This is a genomic window from Streptomyces sp. WZ.A104 (assembly GCF_002382885.1).
Lineage (GTDB): Bacteria > Actinomycetota > Actinomycetes > Streptomycetales > Streptomycetaceae > Streptomyces.
Map to the genome: position 1 here is coordinate 14479 of NZ_NWVL01000045.1, position 22601 is coordinate 37079.

Here is a 22601-nt window from a genome sequence, read left to right on the forward strand (position 1 = left end):
CCCGCGTGTGCGGCGCGCCGGTCGGGTGAATCGGTCTTCGGGATATATCTGTATTTAGTGCCCTTTATTCCGGATGTTCCGCCGCCCGTTCCGGACCCCCCGTTGTGATCGCGCTCATCGTCGCCCACTTCGCGCTGGCGGCCTGCGCGGGCCCGCTGGTGCACCGGATCGGCCGGTGGGCCTTCGTCGTGCTCGCCCTGCCTCCGGCGGCCGCCACCGTGTGGGCCTTCACCCGCTGGAGCACCGCCGCCTCCGGGGGCGCGGTCACCTGGTCCTGGCAGTGGATCCCGGACTACGGCGTCTCCCTCGCGCTGCGCCTGGACGCGCTGGCCGAGCTGATGGTGCTGCTCGCCGCCGGGATCGGCGCGCTCGTCCTGCTCTACTGCGCCTCCTACTTCACCGACGACACCCCCCGACTGGGCCGCTTCGCCGGGAACCTGCTCGCCTTCGCGGGCGCGATGCTCGCCCTCGTCCTCGCCGACGACCTGATCACGCTGTACGTGTTCTGGGAGCTGACGACGGTCTTCTCCTACCTGCTGATCGGGCACGGCAGCGAACACCGGCACAGCCGCCGCTCCGCCCTCCAGGCGCTCGTGGTCACCACGTTCGGCGGGCTCGCCATGCTCGTCGGCTTCCTGATCCTCGGTCAGGCCGCCGGTACGTACCGCATCTCCGAGATCGTCTCCGATCCGCCCGAGACGACGCTCGCCGTGTCCATCGCCATCGTCCTGGTCCTGTGCGGGGCCCTGTCCAAGTCCGCGATCTGGCCGTTCTCCATGTGGCTGCCGAACGCCATGGCCGCCCCGACCCCGGTCAGCGCCTATCTGCACGCCGCGGCGATGGTCAAGGCCGGGGTCTACCTGGTCGCCCGGCTCGCCCCCGCCTTCGCCGACGTCCCCGTCTGGAAACCCGTCGTCATCGTGCTCGGCGGCGCGACCATGCTGCTCGGCGGCTGGCGGGCGCTGCGCCTGAACGACCTCAAACTGGTCCTCGCCTACGGAACCGTCAGCCAGCTCGGCTTCCTCACCCTGCTGGCCGGGACCGGTAACCGCAACGCCGCGCTCGCCGCCGTCGCGATGATCCTCGGACACGCCCTCTTCAAGGCCCCGCTCTTCCTCGTCACCGGCATCATCGACCACGCCGCCGGCACCCGTGACCTGCGGAAACTCTCCGGAGTCGGGCGCTCCCTGCCGTACGTCGCCGGGGTCGCTGTGCTGTCCGCCGCCTCCATGGCCGCCCTGCCGCCGCTCCTCGGCTTCGCCGCGAAGGAGGCCGCGTTCGAGGCGCTGCTGCACGGTTCCACCGCCGACCGGTGGGCGCTGGCCGTCGTCGTCGCGGGCTCCGCGCTGACCACCGCGTACACCCTGCGGTTCGTCTGGGGAGCCTTCGCCCGCAAGCCCGGGGTTCCCGACACCCCCGTGCACGGCGTGGGCCCGGCCTTCCTCGCCCCGCCCGCCCTGCTCGCCGTCCTCGGCCTGGCCCTCGGCCCCGGCGTCGGCTGGACCGACCGGCTGCTGGGCGCGTACGCCGATACGTTGACGGCCGACCCGGAGCCGTACCACCTCGCCCTCTGGCACGGGTTCGGCCTCGCCCTGCTGCTGTCGGCCGCCGCCTGGGCCGCGGGCACCCTGCTCTTCCTCGGCCGCACCACCGTCACCCGGCTCTCCCGGCGGATCGCCTGGCCCACCGCCGACAGCGTCTTCGGCCATCTGCTGCTCGGGCAGGAACGTCTCGCCCTCCAGGTCACCGGCTTCATCCAGCGCGGCTCGCTCTCCGTGTACCTCGCCACCACCCTGCTGGTCATGCTCGCCGGACAGCTCGCCGTCCTCATCGTCGACACCCCTTGGCAGGGCGCCGTGCGCCCCCGGGTCTGGGACTCCCCGATCCAGGGCGCCGTCGCCGCCCTGACCTGCGCCGCCGCCCTGCTCTGCCTGACCGTGCGGCGGCGCATGAAGGCCGTGGTCCTGGCGGGCCTGACCGGCTACGGCACCGCTCTGCTCTTCGTCGTCCAGGGGGCGCCGGACCTGGCGCTGACCCAGTTCTGCGTCGAGACGGTCGCGATGATCGTCTTCGTGCTGGTGCTGCGCCGGATGCCGGTCCACTTCCAGGAGTCCGTGAGCACCTGGCGGCGGGCCTCCCGCATCCCGGTGGCCCTCGCCGCGGCCGCCACCGTCGGCGTCGGGATGTGGGTCGCCGCCGCCGCCCGCACCGCCGAACCGGCCGGCTCCGCCATGGTCCAGGAGGTCGCCGACCACGGGCTCAAGGACGTCGTCGCCACCATCCTCGTCGACCTGCGGGCCTGGGACACCATGGGGGAGTCCGCCGTGCTCGCCGCCGCCGCGATCGGTGTCACCAGCCTCATCTACCTGCACCGCCGCAGCGAGGGCACCATGGCCCAGGAGGAGTTGCGGGGCCGCACCGCCTGGTCCCTGTCCGCCCACCACTCCTCCCGGCTGCCGCGGGGCGACGACGCGGCCCCCGAGCGCAGCTGGCTCGCCGCCGGGTCCACCCTCGCCCCCGAACACCGCTCGATCGTCTTCGAAGTGGTGGCCCGGCTGCTGTTCCACCCGATCCTGGTGCTCTCCGTCTACCTGCTGTTCTGCGCCGAGAGCCTGCCCGGCGGCGGCTTCGTCGCCGGACTCGTCGCCGGGGTCGGCCTGATCACCCGCTATCTGGCGGGTGGCCGCTTCGAACTCGCCGAGGCGGCCCCCCTGCAACCCGGCCTCTTCACCGGCCTCGGTCTCTTCATCTCCACCGGGGTGGCTCTCCTCGGACTCTCGGAAGGCACCGTCCTGCACGCCTTCACCTACTACGGGCACCTGCCGGTCTTCGGCGACTACCACCTGAGTACCTCGGTCCTCTTCGACTTCGGCGTCTACCTGCTGGTCCTCGGCGTGGTCCTGGACATCGTGCGGGCCCTCGGCGCCAAGGTCGACCGGCAGATCGAACGCGCGGCAGGCGTCCTCACCCCCGAGAGCGCCCCCGAGGGAGGCCCCCCGCGATGATCGTCAGCGCCTCGCTCCTCGCCACCGCCGTCGTACTCTGCGCCGTCGGCGGCATCCTCATGCTCACCCGCCCGCTGACCCGCATCCTGCTCGGCGCCGTCGTCGTGAGCAACGGCATCAACCTGCTCGTGCTCTCCTCGACCGGTCGGGCGGGCGCCGCTCCCCTGCTGTACGGGGTCGCCTTCAACCGGATCACCGACCCACTGCCCCAGGCCATCGCCCTCACCGCCATCGTCATCACTCTGGCCACCACCGCGTTCCTGCTGGCCATGGCCTACCGCAGCCACCAGCTCACCGGGACCGACGAGGTCCACGACGACCTGGAGGACCGGCGTATCGTGCTGCGCGCCGAGGTGATGGGGGAGCGCAACCAGCTGCGCGAGCAGTTCCGTTCGGGGGCCGAGCCCACCGCGGAGGAACGCGAACGCTACCGCGAGGAGCGCCGCAGACTCCGCGACCGGCTGCGCGCCGACCGCGCCCGCCAGGCGCGCGGCCGCGACGCCTCCGGCGACCTCTGGAACGACGTGCTGGGCACCGACCCCGAGGACGACGAACGCGGCGGGGACGCCAAGGCCGACGACCGCTACCCCCGCGACCGAGGAGCCACCGGATGAACGCGCTCGTCCCGCTGCCGGTGCTACTGCCGCTGTGCGCCACCGGCCTCAGCCTGGCCTTCGGTACCCGCCTCAAACGCTTCCAGCGCTTCATCAGCGTCGCCGTGCTCAGTGCCGTCACGGCGCTCTCGGCGATCCTGATGATCGCCGCCGACAACCGGGGCCCGCTCTCCGTCCACCTCGGCGACTTCGCCCCGCCGCTCGGCATCACCCTGGTCGCCGACCGGCTCTCCGGACTGATGCTCACCGTCTCCTCGGCCGTCACGCTCTGCGTGCTCATCTACTCCCTCGGCCAGGGCATGACCGACCGGGACAAGGAGACCCCGCTCGCCGTCTTCCACCCCGCGTATCTGATCCTCGTGGCCGGGGTCTCCTGCACCTTCCTCGCGGGCGACCTCGTCAACCTCTACGTCGGCTTCGAGATCATGCTCGTCGCCAGCTTCGTCCTGCTCACCCTCGGCGGCACCGGACCCCGGATGCGGGCGGGCTCCACGTACGTGATCATCTCCCTGTTCTCCTCGATGCTCTTCCTCACCGCCATCGCCATGACGTACGCGGCCGCCGGAACCGTGAACTTCGCGCAGCTCGCGGTGCGGCTGTCCGAACTCCCCACCGGGGTACAGACCCTGATCCAGGCGATGCTGCTGACCGTCTTCGCGATCAAGGCGGCCGTCTTCCCGCTCGCCGCGTGGCTCCCCGACTCCTATCCGACCGCCCCCGCCCCCGTCACCGCCGTCTTCGCCGGTCTGCTCACCAAGGTCGGTGTCTACTGCATGATGCGCACCGAGACGCTGCTCTTCCCCGGCAGCCGCCTCGGCGACCTCCTGATGGCCGTCGCGCTGGCCTCCATGGTGATCGGCATCCTCGGCGCGGTCGCCCAGACCGACCTGAAACGACTCCTCTCCTTCACCCTGATCAGCCACATCGGCTACATGGTGTTCGGGATCGGCCTCGCCACCCGGGAGGCGTACGGCGGAGCCATCGTGTACGTCGCCCACCACATCACCGTCCAGACGACCCTGTTCCTGGTCGCCGGGCTCATCGAACGCCGCGGCGGCACCACCGAGCTGACCCGGCTCGGCGGACTGGCCAGGGCCGCCCCGATGCTCGCGCTGCTGTTCTTCGTACCCGCGATGAACCTCGCGGGCATCCCCCCGCTGTCCGGCTTCATCGGCAAGCTCGGCCTGATGCGCGCCGGCGTGGCCGACGGCGGCGGCTGGGCCTGGGTCCTGGTCGTCGGCTCCGCGGTCACCAGCCTCCTGACGCTGTACGTGGTCGCCAAGGTGTGGAACCTGGCCTTCTGGCGGGCCGCCCCGCCCGACCTGGCCGCCGCCGGTACGGTCCTGGAGTCCGGCGACGACAGCGACGAGGACACCGACGAGGGCCCCGACCACATCCCCGGCACCGGCGACGAGGGCGTCACCCCCGCGCACCGCCCGGCGGGCCAGGCCGTCGCCGCGACGCTGCACGGCCGGGCCGTGACCACCACCAGCCGGCTGCCCCGCCCGATGACCGCGGCCACCGCGGCGACCATCGCGCTCGGCCTCTCCTTCACGGTCCTCGCCGCCCCGCTGACCGCCTACACCGACCGCACGGCCGCCGAACTCCTCCAGCGGACCCCCTATGTCCAGGAGGTGCTGAGCCGGTGAGACGCATCCTGCGGTTCTCGTTCCGCAACGCCGATCTGCCGCCGCTGAGCTGCGAGTTCGGGGACCGCCGCAAGCGGGTACTGGACCTGCCGCTGATCGCCTGGCTCACCGTGATCTGGGTGCTGCTCTGGTCCACCCTCACCTGGGCCAACGTGCTGACCGGCCTGGTCGTCGCGGTCGCCGTCTGCCTCGCCTTCCCGCTGCCCCGGGTCGACCTCGGGCTGCGGCTCCACCTCTGGGGGATCGTGTGCCTGGCCGGATATCTCCTCCTGGACATGTACACCTCCGGCGTGAAGGTCACCCGGCAGGTCTTCGTCGGCCTCCCGCACCGGGCCGCCGTCATCGGCGTACCCCTGCGCTGCCGCAGCGACCTGATGCTCGCTGCCACCGCCGTCGCCGTCTCCAACGTCCCCGGCGGCTCCATCATCGAAGTGCGCCGGGCTACCGCCACCGTCTTCCTGCACGTCCTGGACGCCGACCTGCCCGAAGAGCTCGAAGCGGCGCGGCGCAAGGTGTGGCGCCTGGAGGAACTGACCGTACGGGCCTTCGGCACCCCCGACGAGATCGCCCGGGTCGCCGAACCCCCGCCACCGCCCCAGCCCACCCCCGGGAGGCCCGGACCATGAGCGCACCCGAACAGATCGACCGGATCCTGCTGACCACCGCCGTCGTGCTGATCGTCGTCGCCGGGGCCCTGCTGCTGGCCCGGATCTGGCGCGGCCCCTCCATGCTCGACCGGGCGATCTCGCTGGACGTCTGCGCAGCCCTGATCATCGCCGGGCTGGGCGCCAAGTCCGCCTTCGCCCGGGACCATTTCTACTTCCCGATCATGCTGGTGCTGGCGTTCCTCGGGTTCACCGGATCGGTGGGCATCGCCCGCTTCATCGCCGTACGCGACCGGCCCGGGAACGCGCCCCGCCCGCCGCACCCCGACGGCACCCAGGAGGGCCCGCAGTGAGCGCCTGGCTTCAGATCGCCGACACGGCAGGCGCCGTGGTGCTCCTCATCGGCGCCGCGATCTGCCTGCTCGGGGTGATCGGCATGATCCGGCTCCCCGACGTCCTCTCCCGCAGCCACGCGGCGACCAAACCCCAGACCCTCGGCATGATCCTGGTGCTGGTCGGGGTCGCCCTGCGGCTGCGCGGCGGCATGGACCTCGCCACCCTCGCCCTGATCGCCTTCTTCCAGATGCTCACCGGCCCGGTCGCCTCGCACCTGGTGGCCCGATCCGCGTACCGCACCGGCCAGATCGAACACAGCGAGCTGCTCTTCGACGAACTGGACGAACAGCTCACCGACGGGAAATGACCGGGCCCGCATGCAATGATGCGGGCACATGCCGGACGCTGGGGGGCGTATGGGAAGCACGGGCACGGTGCTGCGCGAATTGCGCGGCGCACAGAAGAGCGCCAAGGGCGTTTCGCTCTACTCGCGGTACGTGAACCGCCCGGCCGGGCGGGTGCTGGCGGCCGGGGCATATCGCATGGGACTGGCACCCAATCAAGTTACGCTGGTCAGCGCCTTGTTCACCTACTCCGCCCTCGCCGCGGTCGCGCTCGTCGAGCCGTCGTGGACGCTCGCGGTCACCGTCTACGCGGCCCTGGCGGTCGGCTTCGCCTTCGACTCCGCCGACGGGCAGCTCGCCCGGCTCACCGGCAAGGGCGGGCCCGACGGGGAGTGGCTGGACCATGTCGTGGACTGCGGGAAGCTGCTCCTCGTCCACACCGCGGTCCTGATCTCGTTCTACCGGTTCGGTGAACTGCCCTCCGAGGCATGGCTGTTGCTGCCACTGGGCTTCCAGCTGGCCGCCGTGCTCACCTTCTGCGCCGGGCTGCTGCGCGAACAGCTCGGCAAGGCGGCGGCGAGCGCCCGCGGGCCGGCCTGGGCGGCACCGGCGGCGGCGCCGGTCTCCCGGGGGCGGGCCGTGGCGCTGCTGCCCGCCGACTACGGGGTGTTCTGCCTGGTGTTCCTCCTGCTCGGCGCACCCGGAGCCTTCCGCGCCGGGTACGCCGTGCTGGCGGTGGTGCACACCCTGTTCCTCGCGGCCTTCCTGGCCAAGTGGTTCAGGGAGCTGAAAGCGCTCCGGGCGGGCTGACGAGCACGTCCAGCGCCCGCCGCAGCTGGGTGCTGGACGTGTGCACGGTGTACGGGAAGTAGACGACCTCCACGCCCACTTCGGCGAAGTCGCGCTCCAGCTTCAGGCCCTTGTCCGTGCCCCGCCAGTCGTCGCCCTTGAAGATCACGTCGAACCGGACCTGCTGCCAGGTCTCGACCTTGTCCGGCACGGTCTCCACGAACGCGGCGTCCACGAACCGCACGCTGCGGACGATCTCCAGTCGTTCGCGCAACGGGATCACGGGCCGGTGGCCCTTGGCGAGGGCGGCCATCTCGTCCGAGACGACCCCCGCGACCAGGTAGTCGCACTGACTGCGGGCATGCCGCAGGATGTTCAGGTGGCCGACATGGAACAGGTCGTACACCCCGGGCGCGTAACCCACCCTGTGCTGCACCATCCGTATCTCTCCCCCCACGGTGAACGTGATCCGGTGATGTTCCAACGACCTTACTGTGAAGAACACTTGAGCAAGCCGTGAACGGATAAGCTCGACAGGGGCTGTTCCTCGGTGGGGGCAGCGGCTGTCATGGGGGGAAGGCGATCGTCCGATGAGTGATGGAGCCAGGCGCGGGCCGTTTCAGGACCGCCGCCTTCTGGTGGTGTCGACCAACTATGCCCCGGAGGTCACGGGCATCGGCCCGTACGCGACCCAACTGGCCGAACACTGGGCCGCGTCGGGCGCCCGCGTCAGGGCGCTGACCGGTATGCCGCACTACCCCGCCTGGCAGCTGGAGGAGGGCTACCGGGGCGTGTGGCGGACCGTGGAGATACGCGGTGGCGTCGGCGTGCACCGGCGCAGGCACTATGTGCCGTCCCGTCAGACCGCCCTGCGCCGGGCCGCGTTCGAGGCGAGCATTCTCGCCACCGGGCTCACCGCCCCGCCGCCGGGACGCCCCGACGCCGTGATCGCCCAGATGCCCAGCCTCGCGGGCGGCGTCATCGGGGCCCGCCTCGCCCACCGCCACCGCGTGCCCTACCTCCCCGTCGTCCAGGACCTGATGGGCGCCGCCGCCGCGCAGAGCGGCATCCGGGGCGGGGGCCGGGCGGCCGCCGTCGCCGCGGCCGCCGAGCGGTACGCGTTGCGCGGGGCCGCCCTCGTCGGCGTCATCCACGAGAGCTTCGTCCCCGGGGTCACCGCCCTCGGCGTGGACCCCGGCCGCATCCGCCTCGTCCCCAACTGGACCCATGTGCACGGCCCCACCGCCGACCGGGCCGCCACCCGGGCCCGGTTCGGCTGGGCCGCCGCCACCCCCGTCCTGCTGCACTCCGGCAACATGGGCCTCAAGCAGGGCCTGGAGGTGCTCATCGACACCGCCCGGCTGGCCCCGGACATCCGTGTCGTTCTGATGGGCGACGGCAACCAGCGCGACGCCCTGCGCGCCCGTGCCGAGGGACTGCCCAACGTGGAGTTCCTGGAGCCCGCGAGCGCCGAGGAGTTCCCCGACGTCCTCGCCGCCGCCGATGTCCTCGCGGTCACCCAGCGGGCCTCGGTCCTCGACATGAGCGTCCCCTCCAAGCTCACCTCCTACTTCGTCTCCGGACGCCCCGTGCTCGCCTCCGTCGCCGACGAGGGCGGCACCGCCGACGAGGTCCGCCGCTCCGGGGCCGGGGTCCTCGTCGCCCCCGAGGACCCCGCCGCCCTCCTGGAAGCCGTACGCAAGTTCGCCGCCGACCCGGCCCGCGCCGACGCCCTCGGAGCCGAGGGGCCGCGGTACGTGGCACGCCACCTGAGCCGGGAGGCGGGCCTCGCCCGCTTCGACGAACTGCTCGCCGAGGTCCTGCGGGACGGACAAGGGGGCCCTCGCCGATGACAGCCGTGAACCGGGTCCCGGACGACCAGGACGAGCCGGCGCTCCTGCGCGACCAGTTCCGCCAACTCCTCCGCTACCGAAGCCTGCTGGCCGCCGGCGTCGCCGTCGGACTGCTCGGCGGAGGCTATCTCGCGCTCGGCGGCGAGGAGACCTACACCGCCACCGGCGAAGTACTCGTCCGTTCCGCGATCTCCGACCCCTTCGCCGCCGGAGCCTCCGCCGACAAGGGCATCAACATCGGCTCCGAGCGCCAGACCGCCGTCAGCGACACCGTCGGCACCCTGGCCGCGGGCACCCTCCTCAAGGCGGGCGACGACGTCACCGCCCGTAAGCTGCTGGACGGACTCCAGGTCACCAACCCGCCCAACACCCTCATCCTCCGCTTCTCCTACACCGGTGCCACCCCCGAGCAGTCCCGCGCCCGCGCCGAAGCCCTGGCAGGCGCGTATCTCGCCCATCGCAAGGCGCGCACCGAGGACAGCATCGAGAACATGTCCGACGGCTACCGGGCCCAGCTCGGCCCGCTGGAGGAGAAGCGCGACGTGCTGGAGAAGCAGATCGGCGCGGGCGCCGCCGACGACGTCACCAGTGCCCGCGCCAACATCATCGTCTCCATCTCCGAACTGAGCCGGAAGATCTCCGAGCTCAAGGCCCTGGACACCACCCCCGGCTATCTCAACAAGAAGCCCGTCGCCCCCACCTCGCCCACCGGGGCCGGCCTGCCCCTGCTGCTCGGGCTCGGCGGTGTCGTCGGTCTGGCGCTGGGGCTGCTGCTGTCCTGGGTGCGCCTCGTCTTCGACCCCGCCGTACGCACCACCCGCGAGCTGGTCCACTCGCTCGGCGCCCCGCTGCTCGGCACCCTGCCCCGGGAGCGCGCCGCCACGGGCGGACTGCTCGCCATCGGCCGCAGCGGTTCCCGGCTCGCCGAGGAGTACCGCGCGGTCGCCTTCCGGCTCGCCTACGACCCGTCGTTCGCCGAGAGCCGCCGCCTGCTCGTCACCGCTCCGCGCGACGACAACGCGGCCGCCGCCGCGGCCGCGGCCAACCTCGCCGCCGCCTTCGCCGAGATGGGCCGTGACGTCCTGCTGGTCGAGGCCGATCTGCGCACCCCCTCCCTCGCCCGGGACCTGGGCTCCGCCGCCCACAAGGTGCGCCCGCCGCGCTGGGCCGCCGAGGAAGGCGACGGCAGCTGGCCCACCGGCGGCCGCTCGGGCGTGGACGTCCCCGGCTCCGGGGCCTTCACCCTGATCCCCGGCACCACCGTCGACAACGTCCCGCGCGTCCTCACCTCCCCGCCCGTCGGCCGCGTCGTCGCCGAGGCCGACCGCCCCGGCACCGTCGTCATCGTGCTCGCCCCGCCCGTCCTGTCCTACGCGGACGCGGTCGCCCTGGTCGACCGGGTGGCGGGCGTCATGATCGTGTGCGACCCGCGCGAGGTGCACCGCAGCGACCTGGAACGCATCCGCGAGATCATCGTCGCCTCCGGGGGCTCCGTCCTCGGTTCCCTGCTCCATCCGCCCCGGGGGCGGATGCGCCGCGCGGAGCGGCGAGCGAAGTCCACCCGGCGCAGGGGAAGCGGCGGTGGCGGCGGACCCACTCCCACCGCAGAGCCGGACGCCCCCGAGCTCACCGGCGATCCGACCGAGACCCTCGGCCTGCGCTCCTTGACGCTACCGGCGGCGCGACGGTGAGAGCCCGCACGGCCGTCCTCTGCTCGGTCGCGGACCAGGGCGTGGCGGCGCTCACCAACATCCTCGTGCTGGTGGCCGCCGCCCGGCTCTCCACCGTCGCCGACTTCGCCCGCTTCTCCGCGGTCTACCTGGTCTTCACAGTGCTGCTCGGCGTCTCGGGGGCGTACACCGGGCAGCCCCTCGTCCTCAAACGCGGCGCGGGCGAGGAGACCCGCGGCGCCTGCCGCTCGGCCGTGACCTTCACCGTGCTCGCCGCCGCCGTGCTCGGCGCGCTCCTGGCCGCCGTCTGCGCCCTCGTCCCCGGCGACACGGCCCGCGCCCTGCTGATGCTCGGCCTGGTCCTGCCCGTGGTGCTGGGCCAGGACGCCGTCCGCTACGCCTTCGCCACGCTCCGGCAGCCCCATCACGCCCTGATCTCGGACCTGTTGCGGCTGGTCTGCGTACTCGCGGCCCTCTCCGTACAGGACTACGGGGCGGCCCCGGCCCGGCTGATCGCGGTCTGGGGCCTGTCCGCCCTGCCCGCCCTGCTGCTCTCCGCCGCCCTGCTCCACCGTGCCACCGCCGGGGCCCCGACGGCACTGCGCCCGATGCTGCGGCGCGGCCACCTCGGGCAGCGCTTCACCGTCGAGTTCGGCGTGGGCAACGCCACCAGTCAGCTGTCCGTCCTCGGCCTCGGCGCGGTCGGCAACCCCCTCCTGGTCGGGGCGCTGCGCGGGGCGACCACCCTCTTCGGGCCGCTGAACGTGCTGTTCACCTCCGCCACATCCTTCGGCCCCCCGATCCTCGGCCGTGTCGGCGACGAGCGCCGCCGGGTCCGGGCCACCGCCGCGCTCGCCGCCGCTCTCGCCACCACGGCCGCGCTCTGGGCCACGGTCCTCGCCCTGCTGCCCGACAGCGCAGGACGCCAACTCCTCGGCGATACCTGGCCCGTTGCCGCCGCACTGCTCCCCGCGACCGGCAGCCAGTACGCGGCGATGGCCGTCGGCACCTGCGGCCTGCTCGCCCTGCGCATGCTCGACCCGCGCACCACGCTCCCCATCCAGATCGTCTTCTCACTCACCGCCGTGGCGTTCCTCGCGGGCGGTTACGTCATCGGCGGCGTCCCGGGCGCCGCCTGGGGCCTCTTCCTGGGCTCGCTCTGCAAAGCCACCGCTACCTGGATCAGGGTGGCCCGGCTGCGCCGACGGAAGGCCGCGCCCCAGGAGCCCGTCAGCGCCGACGCGCTGCCCGCTGCTCCCTGAACGTGGTGATCAGCGCCAGACAGAGCACCGCGATGGCGAGCTTGCCCGCCGCCTGGAGCAGTGGGCCGCGCAGCAGGATGAAGGTGTACCCGGCGATCAGCGGGGCCGCGATGGCCAGCACACTGCCGGAGCCCGGGCCCGCCCGGGTGACCGCGAGGGCGTAGCGGCGGTCCGTGCGGGCCGCCGCGTAGCCGATCAGCGCCAGGCCGCCGGCCATTCCGGCCGGGCCGAGGTCGACCCAGAGCTCGGTCCACAGCGGGGCCGAGAGGTTGGTCATCCGCATCCCCATCCACTGCCCGACCCGGACCCCGGTGTCCTCCGGCTTTCCGCTCCACACCGCCCGGGGTACGAAGAACAGTGCGGAGCCCGCCAGTTGACGGCCATAGGTGTGGCCCCGGGTGTCCACCCAGGAGATGGTGTTGGCGAACATCACCGTCTGGTCGTAGTCCTTGGTGGCCAGCGGCTCGAAAGCCGAGGCGGACTGCACGGTCCGCTGCCCCTCCTCGTCGTAGCGGAACTTGTCCGCGTACGGGAACAGCACCAGCGCCCCCACCACGCCCGCCGCGAGCACCGAGCGGTACACCGCCGCACTGCGCGGGAACGCCGTGAACAGCAACGACACCAGAACCGTCAGGAACCAGTAACGCGCGTTGGAGATCGGGTTGTTCACCACCAGATTGAGCGCCGCCAGCGCCACCCACACCAGCACCGTCGACGGGGTCCTCCGGGCCCGCCGGGAGGTCACCAGGCGGCGGGTGCAGAAGAGCAGTGCCAGCAGCGCGGGGACCGTGCCGAAGCCCTTCAGGAACGCCGAGCCGACGTTCGACTCGCCCGAGGCCACCCCGCTCGCCGCCACCGTCTCGCTGATCTCCTGCCTGCTGGAGAAGAAGACCGCGGGCCCGCCCAGCTTCAGCACGTAGTACCCGCTGGCCGCGAACGCGAGCAGCACCAGCAGCCGCAGCCGCACCGGGTGCGCCACGGCGGGCCCGGCCGTCCCGCGCGCGGTCGGCGTACGGCGGCGCAGCGGCCTCCGCGAGGCCAGCAGCGCCCCCAGGTCGAAGGCCGCACATCCCACCAGGATCATCGCGATCGCCGTCACCAGGTCCGAGCGCGGCCCCACCATCGGCGTCGGCGTCTGGCCGATCACCACCTGCGCGAGGGGCGCCACGCCCATCGCGATGTAGACGAACATCCAGAAGACGCCCTGGAGCAGCCGCCGCCGGGTGGAGAGGATCATCGTCGCCAGCCGGGCCCCCGCGTAGCAGGTCAGCACCAGCTGGAGCCAGTACGCCGTGTCCCGCACCCCGCTGCCGGGCTGCGCGGCGATCACCGCGGGCAGGAAGCAGACCAGACCCAGGATCAGCGGGACCGCCAGCGCCCGCGAGAGCATGGCCCAGGCGATCGGCCGGGCGGGCGGTTCGAGGGCCGCCGGCCGCGTCGGCGAAGGCTTCGGCGTGCGCGTCGGCGTGTGCACGGACGTCATCCGCCCCCCGTTCCGTGGACCGCTGAACACTCTAACGAATCAACCCACTTGGAGGGACGCAATGGCTACGCTGTGAACAGTCGGCCGAGGTTGAGGGGAACCCTGGTGAAAATCCTGCACGTTGTCACGCTCCACACCCCGGACCACGCGTTCGGCGGTCCGACCCGGGTGGCGCTCAACCTGTCCAAGGTTCAGCGGTCCGCCGGTGACGACGCCCGCGTCATGGCCCTGGGCGACGGCTTCCCGGACGGTGAACTGCCCAGCCGTGTGGAGGGAGTTCCCGTCCACCTCTTCCAGGCCCGGCATCTGCTCCCGATGTTCGAGGTCAGCGGCATCACCTCCGCCGCCCTGCTGAGCACCGCCCGCCGCATGATGCGCGGCGCCGACCTCGTCCACGTCCACCTCATGCGGGACCTGGTGACCCTGCCCGCCGCGCTGATCGCCCTCGCGACCCGTACCCCCCTGGTCGTGCAGACCCACGGCATGGTCGACCCGACCGAGAAGCGCGTCGCCCAGCTCACCGATCTGCTCGGAGTCCGCAAGGTGCTGCGGGAGGCGGACGCCGTCCTGCATCTGACCGAGATGGAACGGCTCGATGTGAACGCCGTCGCCGCACCCGTCCCGCTCAGCCGTACCGTACGCCTGGTCAACGGGGTGCGCCCGCAGGAGCGCAAGCCCGCCCGCGACCCCGGCCGCCCGCCCACCGTGCTCTTCCTCGCCCGCATCCAGGAGCGCAAGCGGCCCGAGGATTTCGTCGCCGCGATGCCGCACGTCCTCGCCCGCCACCCGGACGCCCGCTTCGTGCTGGCCGGGCCCGACACCGGGGCCCTTCCCGAGACCCTCGCGCTGGCGGCCAGGTTGGGCGTTGCCGGCTCCCTGGACCATGTCGGGCCGCTGGACCACGACGAGGTGCTCGCCGCCGGACGCGAGGCCGATGTGTACGTCCTCCCCTCCATCGAGGAGCCGCTCGGGGTCTCCGTCCTGGAGGCGATGTCGGTCGGCACCCCGGTCGTCATCACCCGCACCTGCGGCCTGGGGCCCGATGTGGCCGAGGCGGGCGCGGGACGGGTCATCGACAGCCGGGTCGGCGCGGACGCCGCCAACGCTCGCAAGGTCGCCGACGCCGTCCTGGAGCTGCTGGAGCCGGAGGCCGCCGAGCAGGCGGGCAAGGCCGCCTGGGAGCTGGTCAACGACCGCTTCACCATCGAGGTGGTCACCACCACCCTCCGGCGGACCTACGAGGACGTGGTCCGCCGGCGGCGAGGGTGACCGGCCGACCCGTCAACGTACGGGCTTCTCACGGGACTTGAGAGCTATCTGCCAGCGGTAGAAGCTCATCGCCAGCGCGAAGTCGAACCCCGCCCGGCCGTCCAGGAAGCCCCGCCGGTAGAGGTACATGTACGCGAACGACACCACCGGCTTGAACGGCGCCTTGTGGAACAACTGCCCCTGACGCGACTTGACCTGACGCACCTGCTCCTTGACCTCGGGGTGGTGCTCCAGCCACGCCTCCCAGTCCGAGTAGCGGTTGTGCCGCTCGAACCAGGCGGTGACCGGGTCGAGGTCCTGGTGCTCGATCGGGTGCCTCAGCGTCCCCACGCTCGCCGCGACCGGCTGGTAGTGGCCCTCCACCTCCCCGATCCCCGGCGCGTCCAGATCCCCGACCTCCGGGTAGTGGCAGCGGGTCCGGTCGGTCAACGACCGCTTGCGGATGGTGTATCCGTGGCGCAGCCGCTTCCCCGAGAACCAGTAGCCGAGGGGGATGTCGTAGGCGGCGGGCTTCGGTGCCGCCGGGTTCCGGAAGGTCTGCCGCAGTTCGGCCAGCAGCCCCGGGCTGAGCCGCTCGTCCCCGTCGAGCAGCAGAATCCAGTCCAGGTCGGTGCGGACGTTCTCCAGGCACCACTGCTTCTTCCGGGGATGGCCCCCGTCCCAGGTGTACGTGACCACCTCGGCCCCGCACTCCTCGGCGATCTTCACGGTGTCGTCGGTGCTGTGCGAGTCCACCACCACGACCGCCTCGAAGTGGCCGAGCACCGACTTCACCGCCTCGGCGATGTTCAGTCCCTCGTTCTTGGTGGGGATCGCCACCGCTATCGGGAGCTTCGTCTTACCTGCGGTCATCCCTTGGCTCCTTCGAGCAGCCAGGCGTAGCAGCCTGTGGAGGTGAACGTACGGGCGGACTCCGGGATCGTGATCTTGCGGGAGTTGCCGGTGTCGGAGGTGCCCGAGGACAGTTCCCTGCCCCCGGCCCCGGCGATCTGCCAGGAGCAGTTCGCGGTGGGGGAGGCCGAGCGGTAGACGCCCGGACGGAGCTTCTTCCCGGTGTGTGTGCCGTCCGGGTAGCCGACCGCCGCCTCGTCCACCAGGTCCTGGTGCTGGGAGCAGAGCCCGGCGACCGCGTCCGCCGCGCCCGGGATCTCGTCGGTCACGATCGTGCCGATGGCGGTGTCCCGGTCGACCTTGACCAGGTAGCGCAGCTTGTCGCAGGTCTCCTGCCCGGTCTGGAGCACGGCGGCCGGGTCCATGCCCTTGGGCACCCGGTCCTCCAGATACTTCTTCTGCTTCTCGGTGAACGTCCCGGTGGCCGGGGTGAGCTTGTCGGCGGGTGTCTTGGGGCCCTCGGCCGTGGCGGCCGGAGCGGACGGCACGGCGGTTGCGGGCTCCTTGGCGGACGGCGGGGCGGGTGTGGTGGCGGAGGGGCCGGGGACGGCGGGCCCGGAGGCCGCGGGGCGCTCGGCGCCCGCGGCCTCCGGGTCGTTCCCGTCCGCGGACGAGCCGCAGGCCGCCAGCGCCGCCGCCGTCATGACGACGGCGGCGCCGGCCAGGAACGGATTCCTCATCAGCCGTTCCTCAGGGCGTAGTGCGCGCTGATCTGGGAAGCGCTCAGCGCGGTCGGATAGATGGCGGTCTCGTCGATCTGGCCGGCGAAGAAGTTGCTGGAGGGTCGGCTGGGCCAGCCCGACAGGTTGTCCCCGCCGACCCGCCAGTAGCCGGGGTAGTCCTCGTTGGCGGTGTACAGGAAGTTCGACGTGCGCCGCTGTCCGTCGACGTACAGCGCCATGCCGCCGGGGCCCTGGGTGGCGACGATGTGGTGCCACTGGCCGTCGTTGTACGTTCCCGGGGTGGTGATGGTCCGGGTGCCGCCCCTGTACACGCCGAACGTGAGCCGCCCGTCGTTGCGCATGTAGACGTGCTTGTCGTGACGGGTGCTGTTCTGCTGGGTCAGATTGCCGAAGCCGATGATCTTCCCACCCCGGTTGGTGGTGGTCTTGATCCAGGTCTCGATGGTGAACCGGGTCGGCTGCGGGTGCTGCCGGTTGCTGTACAGGTACTCGTCGCTGCCGTTGAGCCCGATCGCTGTCGAGGGCCCGGCCACTGCGGCCGGGGTCTGCCGGTAGGCGGGGGCGTTGCGCATGAACCCGTTGTTCAGGTTGCGGCTGCTGTCGTGCGCGAAGGTGGAGATGCCCTCGTCGTAGCGCCAGTAGAGGCTCGCCCCGTCCGCCCGGACCCGGTCGGCATAGGCCTCCGTGGTGCTCGCCACGGTGGCGGAGTGGGGTGGGGACTTGGCGCTGGTGTTGATGCCGTCGCTGGCGGTGATCCGGTACGAGTGGGTCTCGCCCGGGGTGACGTCGGTGTCCGTCCAGGTCAGCTGCGGCCGGTCCCAGAAGACGGAGTAGCCGGTCGTGGTGTGGACCGGGGTGTCGGAGCCGTTCTTGTAGATCCGGTAGGTCAGCTCGCCGTCGTCGGTGTCGAAGCTGGTCTGCCAGTTCACGTCGATCTGCCCCGGAGTCAGCGTCGACAGGCTGACGTTGGGCACCCAGGGTGCCCCGGTGTCCGGTCCGTCCGCGAACCGGGTCAGGCCCTGCTGGGGCTTTCGGTTGACCGTGGTGAACTCGCCGCCCACCCACAGGTAGTGGCGGTCGCCGCTGCTCGTCTGCGCCATCACGCGGGGGCCGACCGGCTCCCCGATGCCGTCGTTGGTGTCCGGGAACCACGGCAGCAGCTTCGGGTCGTCGACCGACTGGGCCAGCAGGTGCTTGCGCGGCTGGTCGGGGAACGCGCCCATGCTGGCGCAGTCGTGGGCGTGGCTGCCGCTGTAGAGCACCCCGGAGTGCACCAGCACCGACTGGGTCGCGCCGAGGCAGGTGTCCCGCCAGCGCTGCTGGAAGTCGCTCAGGTCCAGGGCGATGCGGCCGTCGAACACCCCTCCGCCGCTGCCCTCGTTGGCGGTGTAGAAGCCGGTGGCGTCGGTGGTGATGTCCTGGACGGTGGACCGGTCGTGGATGAACCCCGGGTAGGACTTGGTGAGTTGCCCGGTGGTGGCGTCCACCACGGCCAGGGCGTGCGTGCTGGTGCCGTTGATCCGGAAGAAGTCCCCGCCGAGCAGCACGTTCTGCCCGTCCGGGGTCACCTCGATGGCCCGGGCCACCTCGTCCGCGTTCGCCGTGAAGGGCAGCAGTGAGGCCCCGGCCGTGGTCACGGCGGCGAACTTGTTCCTGGTCTGACCGCCGACGCTGTTGAAGTCGCCGCCGAGATAGACCGTGTCGCCGGTGGCGGCGAGCGCTCGCACGGTCGCCGTCACGGCGATCTTGAAGTCGTCGCGGACGGTGCAGGTCTCGGTGTCGATCGCCGCGATGTTGCTCACCCCGACCCCGTTCACCGCCCCGAACTGCCCGCCCGCGTAGAGGGTTTCGCCGTCCGGGGACAGTGCCAGGGACCGGACGGTAGCGGTCCCGGAGGAGACCGTGAACGACAGCGAGCAGTCGGTGGGGGCCCCGGTCGCCGCATCGAACGCCGCGAAGTTCACCGCGGGCTCTTCGCCGGTGCCGGGCGCGGCCGTGGGGGGGCGCAGGGTGGAGAAGGTGCCGCCCGCGTACACGACGCCGTCGCCGGCGGCCATCGCCCAGACGATGCCGTTGGTCTGCCAGGTGGTGAGGTCGTCCGCGGTGATCGCGACCGGTGGTGTCAGTGCCGCCGCCGGGGATGCCCCGACCGCGGTCGCGGACAGGGCTCCGGCCAGCAGGCCGAGAGCGGCGGTGGCGGCCCGCACACGGCCGCGCCCCCCGGTTCTCTGCCCCGTACTTCCGTTCATCATTCAGCTCCGAAGGTGAGAACGAGCTGCGGCCGGGAGGCCGCGGATCCTGCCTCGCTCGACCAGATGCGCAGACTGTCCGTCCCGCTGCTGGTCAGGGCGAGTGAGTAGGAGGAGCCCAGGGCCCCGCCCAGTGCCGGCGCGGTGAGCTCCACCGCGTAGTCGGTGGAGACGGCGGTTGCGCCGGTGATGGTCCCCAGCACGGTCGCGGCGAGCGCCGGCCGGGAGTTGTAGGTGACCGCCGACTCGGTCCAGGCGCCGGTGACCGGCACCACGCTGTGGCTGTCGGTGGAGCCCGCCGTCGGGTCCGAGGACGTACGGAACTGGAGGCGGGCCGCTTTGAGGACCTGCTCGGCCGGGGCGTCGGGCAGGGTGAAGCGCAGATAGCTCAGATAGGCCGTCGTCCCCCGCGAGGCCAACTGCTGGTGGTTGTAGTTCGTGTTGGCCGCCACGCTGTTGATGTAGGCGTCCTCGTCGGGCAGGACGCTCACCGTGGTGTCGACGGGCGGGGCGGGGGCCTGGGCCAGCTCGTGGTGGGCGGCCACCTGGGCCGGGGTCAGCGCCGAGCGGTAGATCGCCGTCTCGTCGACCTGACCGGCGAAGTAGGTGCTGGACGGGCGGTTCGGCCAGGCGTTGCTCATCGCGTCCCCGCCGACCCGCCAGTACCCGTTGTACGAGCGGTTGCCCGCGGTCGTGTTGGAGGCGACCCGCACCCCGTCGACGTACAGCGTCATCCCGCCGGGGCCCTGGGTGGCGACGGCGTGGTGCCACTGGCCGTCGTGGTAACTGGCCGAACTGGTCAGGGTGGGGCGGCTGTTGGTGCTGCCCACCTGGACGCCGAAGGCCAGCCGCCCGTTGTCCGTGAGGTAGAGAAGCTTGTCGGAGATCGAGCTCGTCCGGCCTTGTGCCCTGCCGATGTTGTTGCCGAAGCCGACGAGCCGCCCGCCGCTCGTCGACGTCGTGCGGAACCACGTCTCGATGGAGTACGGGGTGGGGGAGGTGTAGTGGTGCAGCCGGTCGCTGTACACGTACTCGTCGCTGCCGTTCAGCGCGAGCGCCGCCGAGCCCGCGACGGCCGAGGGCGTGCTGTGGTAGGTCGGGGCGTTCACGTACACGCCTGCGTTGTCGCTGTCCGAGGCGTCCGCGGCGAATGTTCCGCCGGGCTCGTCGTAGCGCCAGTACAGATCGGCACCGTCGGCCAGCACCCGTTCCTGGTACGGGGAGGCCCAGGAGGCGGCGGTCGCGGAGGCGGCGGGGGAGAGTGCGCTGGTGTTGCCCGCGCCGTCGGTCGCCGTGATCCGGTAGGAGTAGGTCTGTCCGGCCGCCACGCTCCGGTCGGTGAAGCTGAGCTGGGGACGGCTGAAGAAGAGCGACGAGCCGGTCGTGGTGTGCACCGGGGACGAGCCCCCGTTGCGGTACACCCGGTACGTCAGCAGGCTGTCGTCCAGGTCCAGCGAGGTCCGCCAGCTCACCCGCACCTCACCGGCCCGGGGCGCGGACACACTGGCCGCGGGCACGCTCGGAGCACCGGTGTCCGGGGTGTTCGCGAACCGGGTGAGCGCCTGCTGCGGACCCCCGTTGACCGTGGTGAACTCCCCGCCCACCCAGAGGAAGTCACGGCCGTCGCGCGAGGCGATCGTCAGCGCGCGCGGCCCGACCGGCTCCCCGATCCCGTCGTTCGTGTCCGGCAGCCAGCCCAGCAGCGCCGGGTCGTCGACGCTCTGCGCGGTGAGGTGCTTGCGAGTCTGGTTGGGGAAGCCGCCCATTGTCGAGCAGTCGTGGACGTGGCTGGCGGCGTAGAGCACCGACTTGTAGACCCGTAGTGCCTGGGTCGCCCCCTGGCAGGTGTCCCGCCAGCGCTGGTCGAAGCCGTCCAGCTCCATCGCGAGGCGGCCGTCGAAGGAGCGGCCGCCGCGGCCCTCACCGGCGGCGTACCAGCCGCCCGACGCGGAGTCCGTGACGATGTCCTTGATGACGGCGGTGGAGGGGATGAAGCCGTCGGGATACGCGCGGGTGAGCGCTCCGGTGGTGGCGCTGGTCACCGCGATCGCATGGGAGTCGGTGCCGCCCACGGTGAAGAAGTCGCCGCCGAGCAGCACCGAGGCCCCGTCCGGCGTCACCTTCAGCGTCCGGCCCGGGTCGTCCGCGTCCGGATTCCACCCGGTCACCGCACCCGCCGGGGTCACCGCGCCGAAGAACCGCCGTGTCTGCCCGTTGACGGACTGGAAGTCCCCGCCCGCGTAGACCGTGCCATCGGCCGCGACGTCCAGCGCGCGGACCGTCGCCGAGAAGTTCGGCGAGAACCCGGCGCGCCGGGTGCAGGTGGCGGTGTCGACGGCGACCAGGCCGTTGGCGCCCGTCCCGTTGACCGCGTTGAAGTAACCGCCCACGTACAGCGTCGACTTGTCCGGGGAGACGGCGAGCGCCCGGACGGTCGCGGTGCCGCTGGTCCGGGTGAAGGAGAGCGCGCAGCCGGTCGGCGCCCCGGTCGCCGCGTCGAACGCCGCGAAGTTGACGGCGGGTGCGGAGCCGCCGCCCGACGGGGTTCCCGCCGGGCGGACGGAGGAGAACGTGCCGCCGGCGTAGACGACCCCGTGCGCCTCTGCCAGCGACCACACGATGCCGTTGGTCTGGTACGTGGGCAGATGGTCGGCGGTGAAGCCGACCGGTGCGGTCAGGGCGGCCGCCGGGGGAGCGGCGGCCACCGGGGCGAGCACCCCGGCGGCCAGCGCGAGGGCGACGACGGGCGCCGTGCGCCCGCGACCGCCCGGCGCCTTCATCTGTCCACCCGAACGGCGGCCCCGGTCAGCTGGTCGTCCAGCCGGCGGATGTCCGCGTCGACCATGATCCGGGCCAGCTCACGCGACTTCACCTCGGGCTTCCAGCCCAGCAGCTCCTCGGCCTTGGACGCGTCGCCGATCAACGCGTCGACCTCGCTGGGCCGTTCGTACTTCGGGTCGTAGCGGACGTGCTCGCGCCAGTCCAGGCCGGCGTGCTCGAAGGCGAACTCCAGGAACTGCCGGACGCTGACCCCCTCGCCGGTGGCGACCACGTAGTCGTCGGGGGTGTCGCACTGGAGCATCCGCCACATGGCGTCCACGTACTCCGGGGCGTACCCCCAGTCCCGGACCGCGTCCAGGTTGCCCAGGTGCAGCCGGTCCTGGAGCCCAGCCTTGATCCGGGCGACGCCACGGGTGATCTTGCGGGTCACGAAGGTCTCGCCCCGGCGCGGCGACTCGTGGTTGAACAGAATCCCGTTCACCGCGAACATGCCGTACGCCTCGCGGTAGTTGACCGTCGCCCAGTATGAGTAGACCTTTGCCACGCTGTACGGGCTGCGCGGGTGGAACGCGGTCTTCTCGTTCTGCGGCGGCGGGCTGGCGCCGAACATCTCGGAGGACGAGGCCTGGTAGATCCGGGTCTGGATGCCGCTGGCCCGGACCGCCTCAAGGAGCCGAATGGTACCGAGCCCGGTGACGTCACCGGTGTACAGCGGGGCGTCGAAGGACACCCGCACATGCGACTGCGCGCCCAGGTTGTAGACCTCGTCGGGCTGGATGTCGCGCAACAGGTTCACCAGCGCGACCCCGTCGGACAGGTCGGCGTGGTGCAGGACGAAGGAGCGCTCCGGCTCCTCGGGACCCTGGTAGATATGGTCGATCCGCTCGGTGTTGAAGCTTGAGGAACGACGTATGAGCCCGTGCACCGTGTAGCCCTTGTCGAGCAGCAGCTCGGCCAGATACGAGCCGTCCTGCCCGGTCACTCCGGTGATGAGCGCGGTCTTCGCCACGATTCCCCCTTCTCTGCGATCGCCTGAGCGGCGAACGGTTCACCGACATATCGGAATTGGGACGTTCTGCGGCAAAGCATCACCGCCGTCCCCTTCTGCTGGCACAATC

18 protein-coding genes are annotated in these 22601 nt (G+C 71.9%); 11 read left to right on the top strand and 7 right to left on the bottom strand.

Features of this window, described 5'->3' with window-relative positions:
* The first annotated feature begins 104 nt into the window (after window positions 1-104).
* Genes CIB93_RS23070 through CIB93_RS23100 form a run of 7 tightly spaced genes read left to right on the top strand, consistent with a single transcriptional unit; the run spans window position 105 to window position 7363 of the window.
* Window positions 105-3005: a Na+/H+ antiporter subunit A gene (locus CIB93_RS23070; protein ID WP_096629475.1), complete on the top strand. Its 2901-nt coding sequence runs from the start codon at window positions 105-107 to the stop codon at window positions 3003-3005.
* Window positions 3002-3619, top strand: a complete 618-nt coding sequence (locus CIB93_RS23075) for a Na(+)/H(+) antiporter subunit C (RefSeq protein WP_096629476.1) — start codon at window positions 3002-3004, stop codon at window positions 3617-3619. The genes CIB93_RS23070 and CIB93_RS23075 overlap by 4 nt, the downstream gene beginning before the upstream one ends.
* Window positions 3616-5268: a Na+/H+ antiporter subunit D gene (locus CIB93_RS23080; RefSeq protein WP_096629478.1), complete on the top strand. Its 1653-nt coding sequence runs from the start codon at window positions 3616-3618 to the stop codon at window positions 5266-5268. The genes CIB93_RS23075 and CIB93_RS23080 overlap by 4 nt, the downstream gene beginning before the upstream one ends.
* Window positions 5265-5894: a Na+/H+ antiporter subunit E gene (locus CIB93_RS23085; RefSeq protein ID WP_096629479.1), complete on the top strand. Its 630-nt coding sequence runs from the start codon at window positions 5265-5267 to the stop codon at window positions 5892-5894. Before CIB93_RS23080 ends, CIB93_RS23085 begins: the two co-directional genes overlap by 4 nt.
* Window positions 5891-6226, top strand: coding sequence for a monovalent cation/H+ antiporter complex subunit F (locus tag CIB93_RS23090; RefSeq protein ID WP_096629481.1), 336 nt, complete (start codon window positions 5891-5893; stop codon window positions 6224-6226). Before CIB93_RS23085 ends, CIB93_RS23090 begins: the two co-directional genes overlap by 4 nt.
* On the top strand, window positions 6223-6576 hold the full coding sequence (gene mnhG / locus CIB93_RS23095) for a monovalent cation/H(+) antiporter subunit G (RefSeq protein ID WP_096629482.1): 354 nt from the start codon (window positions 6223-6225) through the stop codon (window positions 6574-6576). Before CIB93_RS23090 ends, mnhG begins: the two co-directional genes overlap by 4 nt.
* Window positions 6577-6625: 49 nt before the next feature.
* Complete coding sequence (locus tag CIB93_RS23100; RefSeq protein ID WP_096629484.1) at window positions 6626-7363, top strand: CDP-alcohol phosphatidyltransferase family protein; 738 nt, start codon at window positions 6626-6628, stop codon at window positions 7361-7363.
* Here the strand turns inward: CIB93_RS23100 and CIB93_RS23105 are convergent.
* A complete protein-coding gene (locus CIB93_RS23105) occupies window positions 7332-7781 on the bottom strand; it encodes an adenylyltransferase/cytidyltransferase family protein (RefSeq protein WP_096629485.1) in 450 nt (149 codons plus the stop codon). The genes CIB93_RS23100 and CIB93_RS23105 overlap by 32 nt on opposite strands.
* A gap of 151 nt (window positions 7782-7932) precedes the next feature.
* On the opposite strand from CIB93_RS23105, the gene CIB93_RS23110 reads away from it, so the two are divergent.
* The 3 genes from CIB93_RS23110 to CIB93_RS23120 are packed head-to-tail and all read left to right on the top strand — an operon-like array spanning window position 7933 to window position 12127.
* A complete protein-coding gene (locus CIB93_RS23110; protein WP_096629487.1) occupies window positions 7933-9195 on the top strand; it encodes a glycosyltransferase in 1263 nt (420 codons plus the stop codon).
* Window positions 9192-10886, top strand: coding sequence for a lipopolysaccharide biosynthesis protein (locus CIB93_RS23115; RefSeq protein WP_096629488.1), 1695 nt, complete (start codon window positions 9192-9194; stop codon window positions 10884-10886). Before CIB93_RS23110 ends, CIB93_RS23115 begins: the two co-directional genes overlap by 4 nt.
* Window positions 10883-12127 (top strand): hypothetical protein, encoded by a 1245-nt coding sequence (locus tag CIB93_RS23120; RefSeq protein WP_096629490.1) that lies wholly within the window; start codon window positions 10883-10885, stop codon window positions 12125-12127. The genes CIB93_RS23115 and CIB93_RS23120 overlap by 4 nt, the downstream gene beginning before the upstream one ends.
* Here the strand turns inward: CIB93_RS23120 and CIB93_RS23125 are convergent.
* Window positions 12096-13610, bottom strand: a complete 1515-nt coding sequence (locus tag CIB93_RS23125; protein ID WP_373558794.1) for a hypothetical protein — start codon at window positions 13608-13610, stop codon at window positions 12096-12098. The two genes, CIB93_RS23120 and CIB93_RS23125, sit on opposite strands and share 32 nt — an antisense overlap.
* 105 nt (window positions 13611-13715) lie before the next feature.
* On the opposite strand from CIB93_RS23125, the gene CIB93_RS23130 reads away from it, so the two are divergent.
* The gene (locus CIB93_RS23130; protein ID WP_096629491.1) at window positions 13716-14879 is read left to right on the top strand and encodes a glycosyltransferase; all 1164 of its coding nucleotides are present in this window, start codon (window positions 13716-13718) and stop codon (window positions 14877-14879) included.
* A gap of 12 nt (window positions 14880-14891) precedes the next feature.
* Here the strand turns inward: CIB93_RS23130 and CIB93_RS23135 are convergent, their stop codons facing one another.
* Genes CIB93_RS23135 through gmd form a run of 5 tightly spaced genes read right to left on the bottom strand, consistent with a single transcriptional unit; the run spans window position 14892 to window position 22492 of the window.
* Complete coding sequence (locus CIB93_RS23135; protein ID WP_096629493.1) at window positions 14892-15731, bottom strand: glycosyltransferase family 2 protein; 840 nt, start codon at window positions 15729-15731, stop codon at window positions 14892-14894.
* A complete protein-coding gene (locus CIB93_RS23140; RefSeq protein ID WP_096629494.1) occupies window positions 15728-16450 on the bottom strand; it encodes a hypothetical protein in 723 nt (240 codons plus the stop codon). Before CIB93_RS23140 ends, CIB93_RS23135 begins: the two co-directional genes overlap by 4 nt.
* A complete protein-coding gene (locus tag CIB93_RS23145; protein WP_096629496.1) occupies window positions 16450-18705 on the bottom strand; it encodes a LamG domain-containing protein in 2256 nt (751 codons plus the stop codon). The genes CIB93_RS23140 and CIB93_RS23145 overlap by 1 nt, the downstream gene beginning before the upstream one ends.
* Window positions 18702-21482, bottom strand: a complete 2781-nt coding sequence (locus tag CIB93_RS23150) for a LamG-like jellyroll fold domain-containing protein (protein ID WP_096629497.1) — start codon at window positions 21480-21482, stop codon at window positions 18702-18704. Before CIB93_RS23150 ends, CIB93_RS23145 begins: the two co-directional genes overlap by 4 nt.
* A complete protein-coding gene (gmd, locus tag CIB93_RS23155; protein WP_096629499.1) occupies window positions 21479-22492 on the bottom strand; it encodes a GDP-mannose 4,6-dehydratase in 1014 nt (337 codons plus the stop codon). Before gmd ends, CIB93_RS23150 begins: the two co-directional genes overlap by 4 nt.
* Window positions 22493-22601 lie beyond the last annotated feature (109 nt).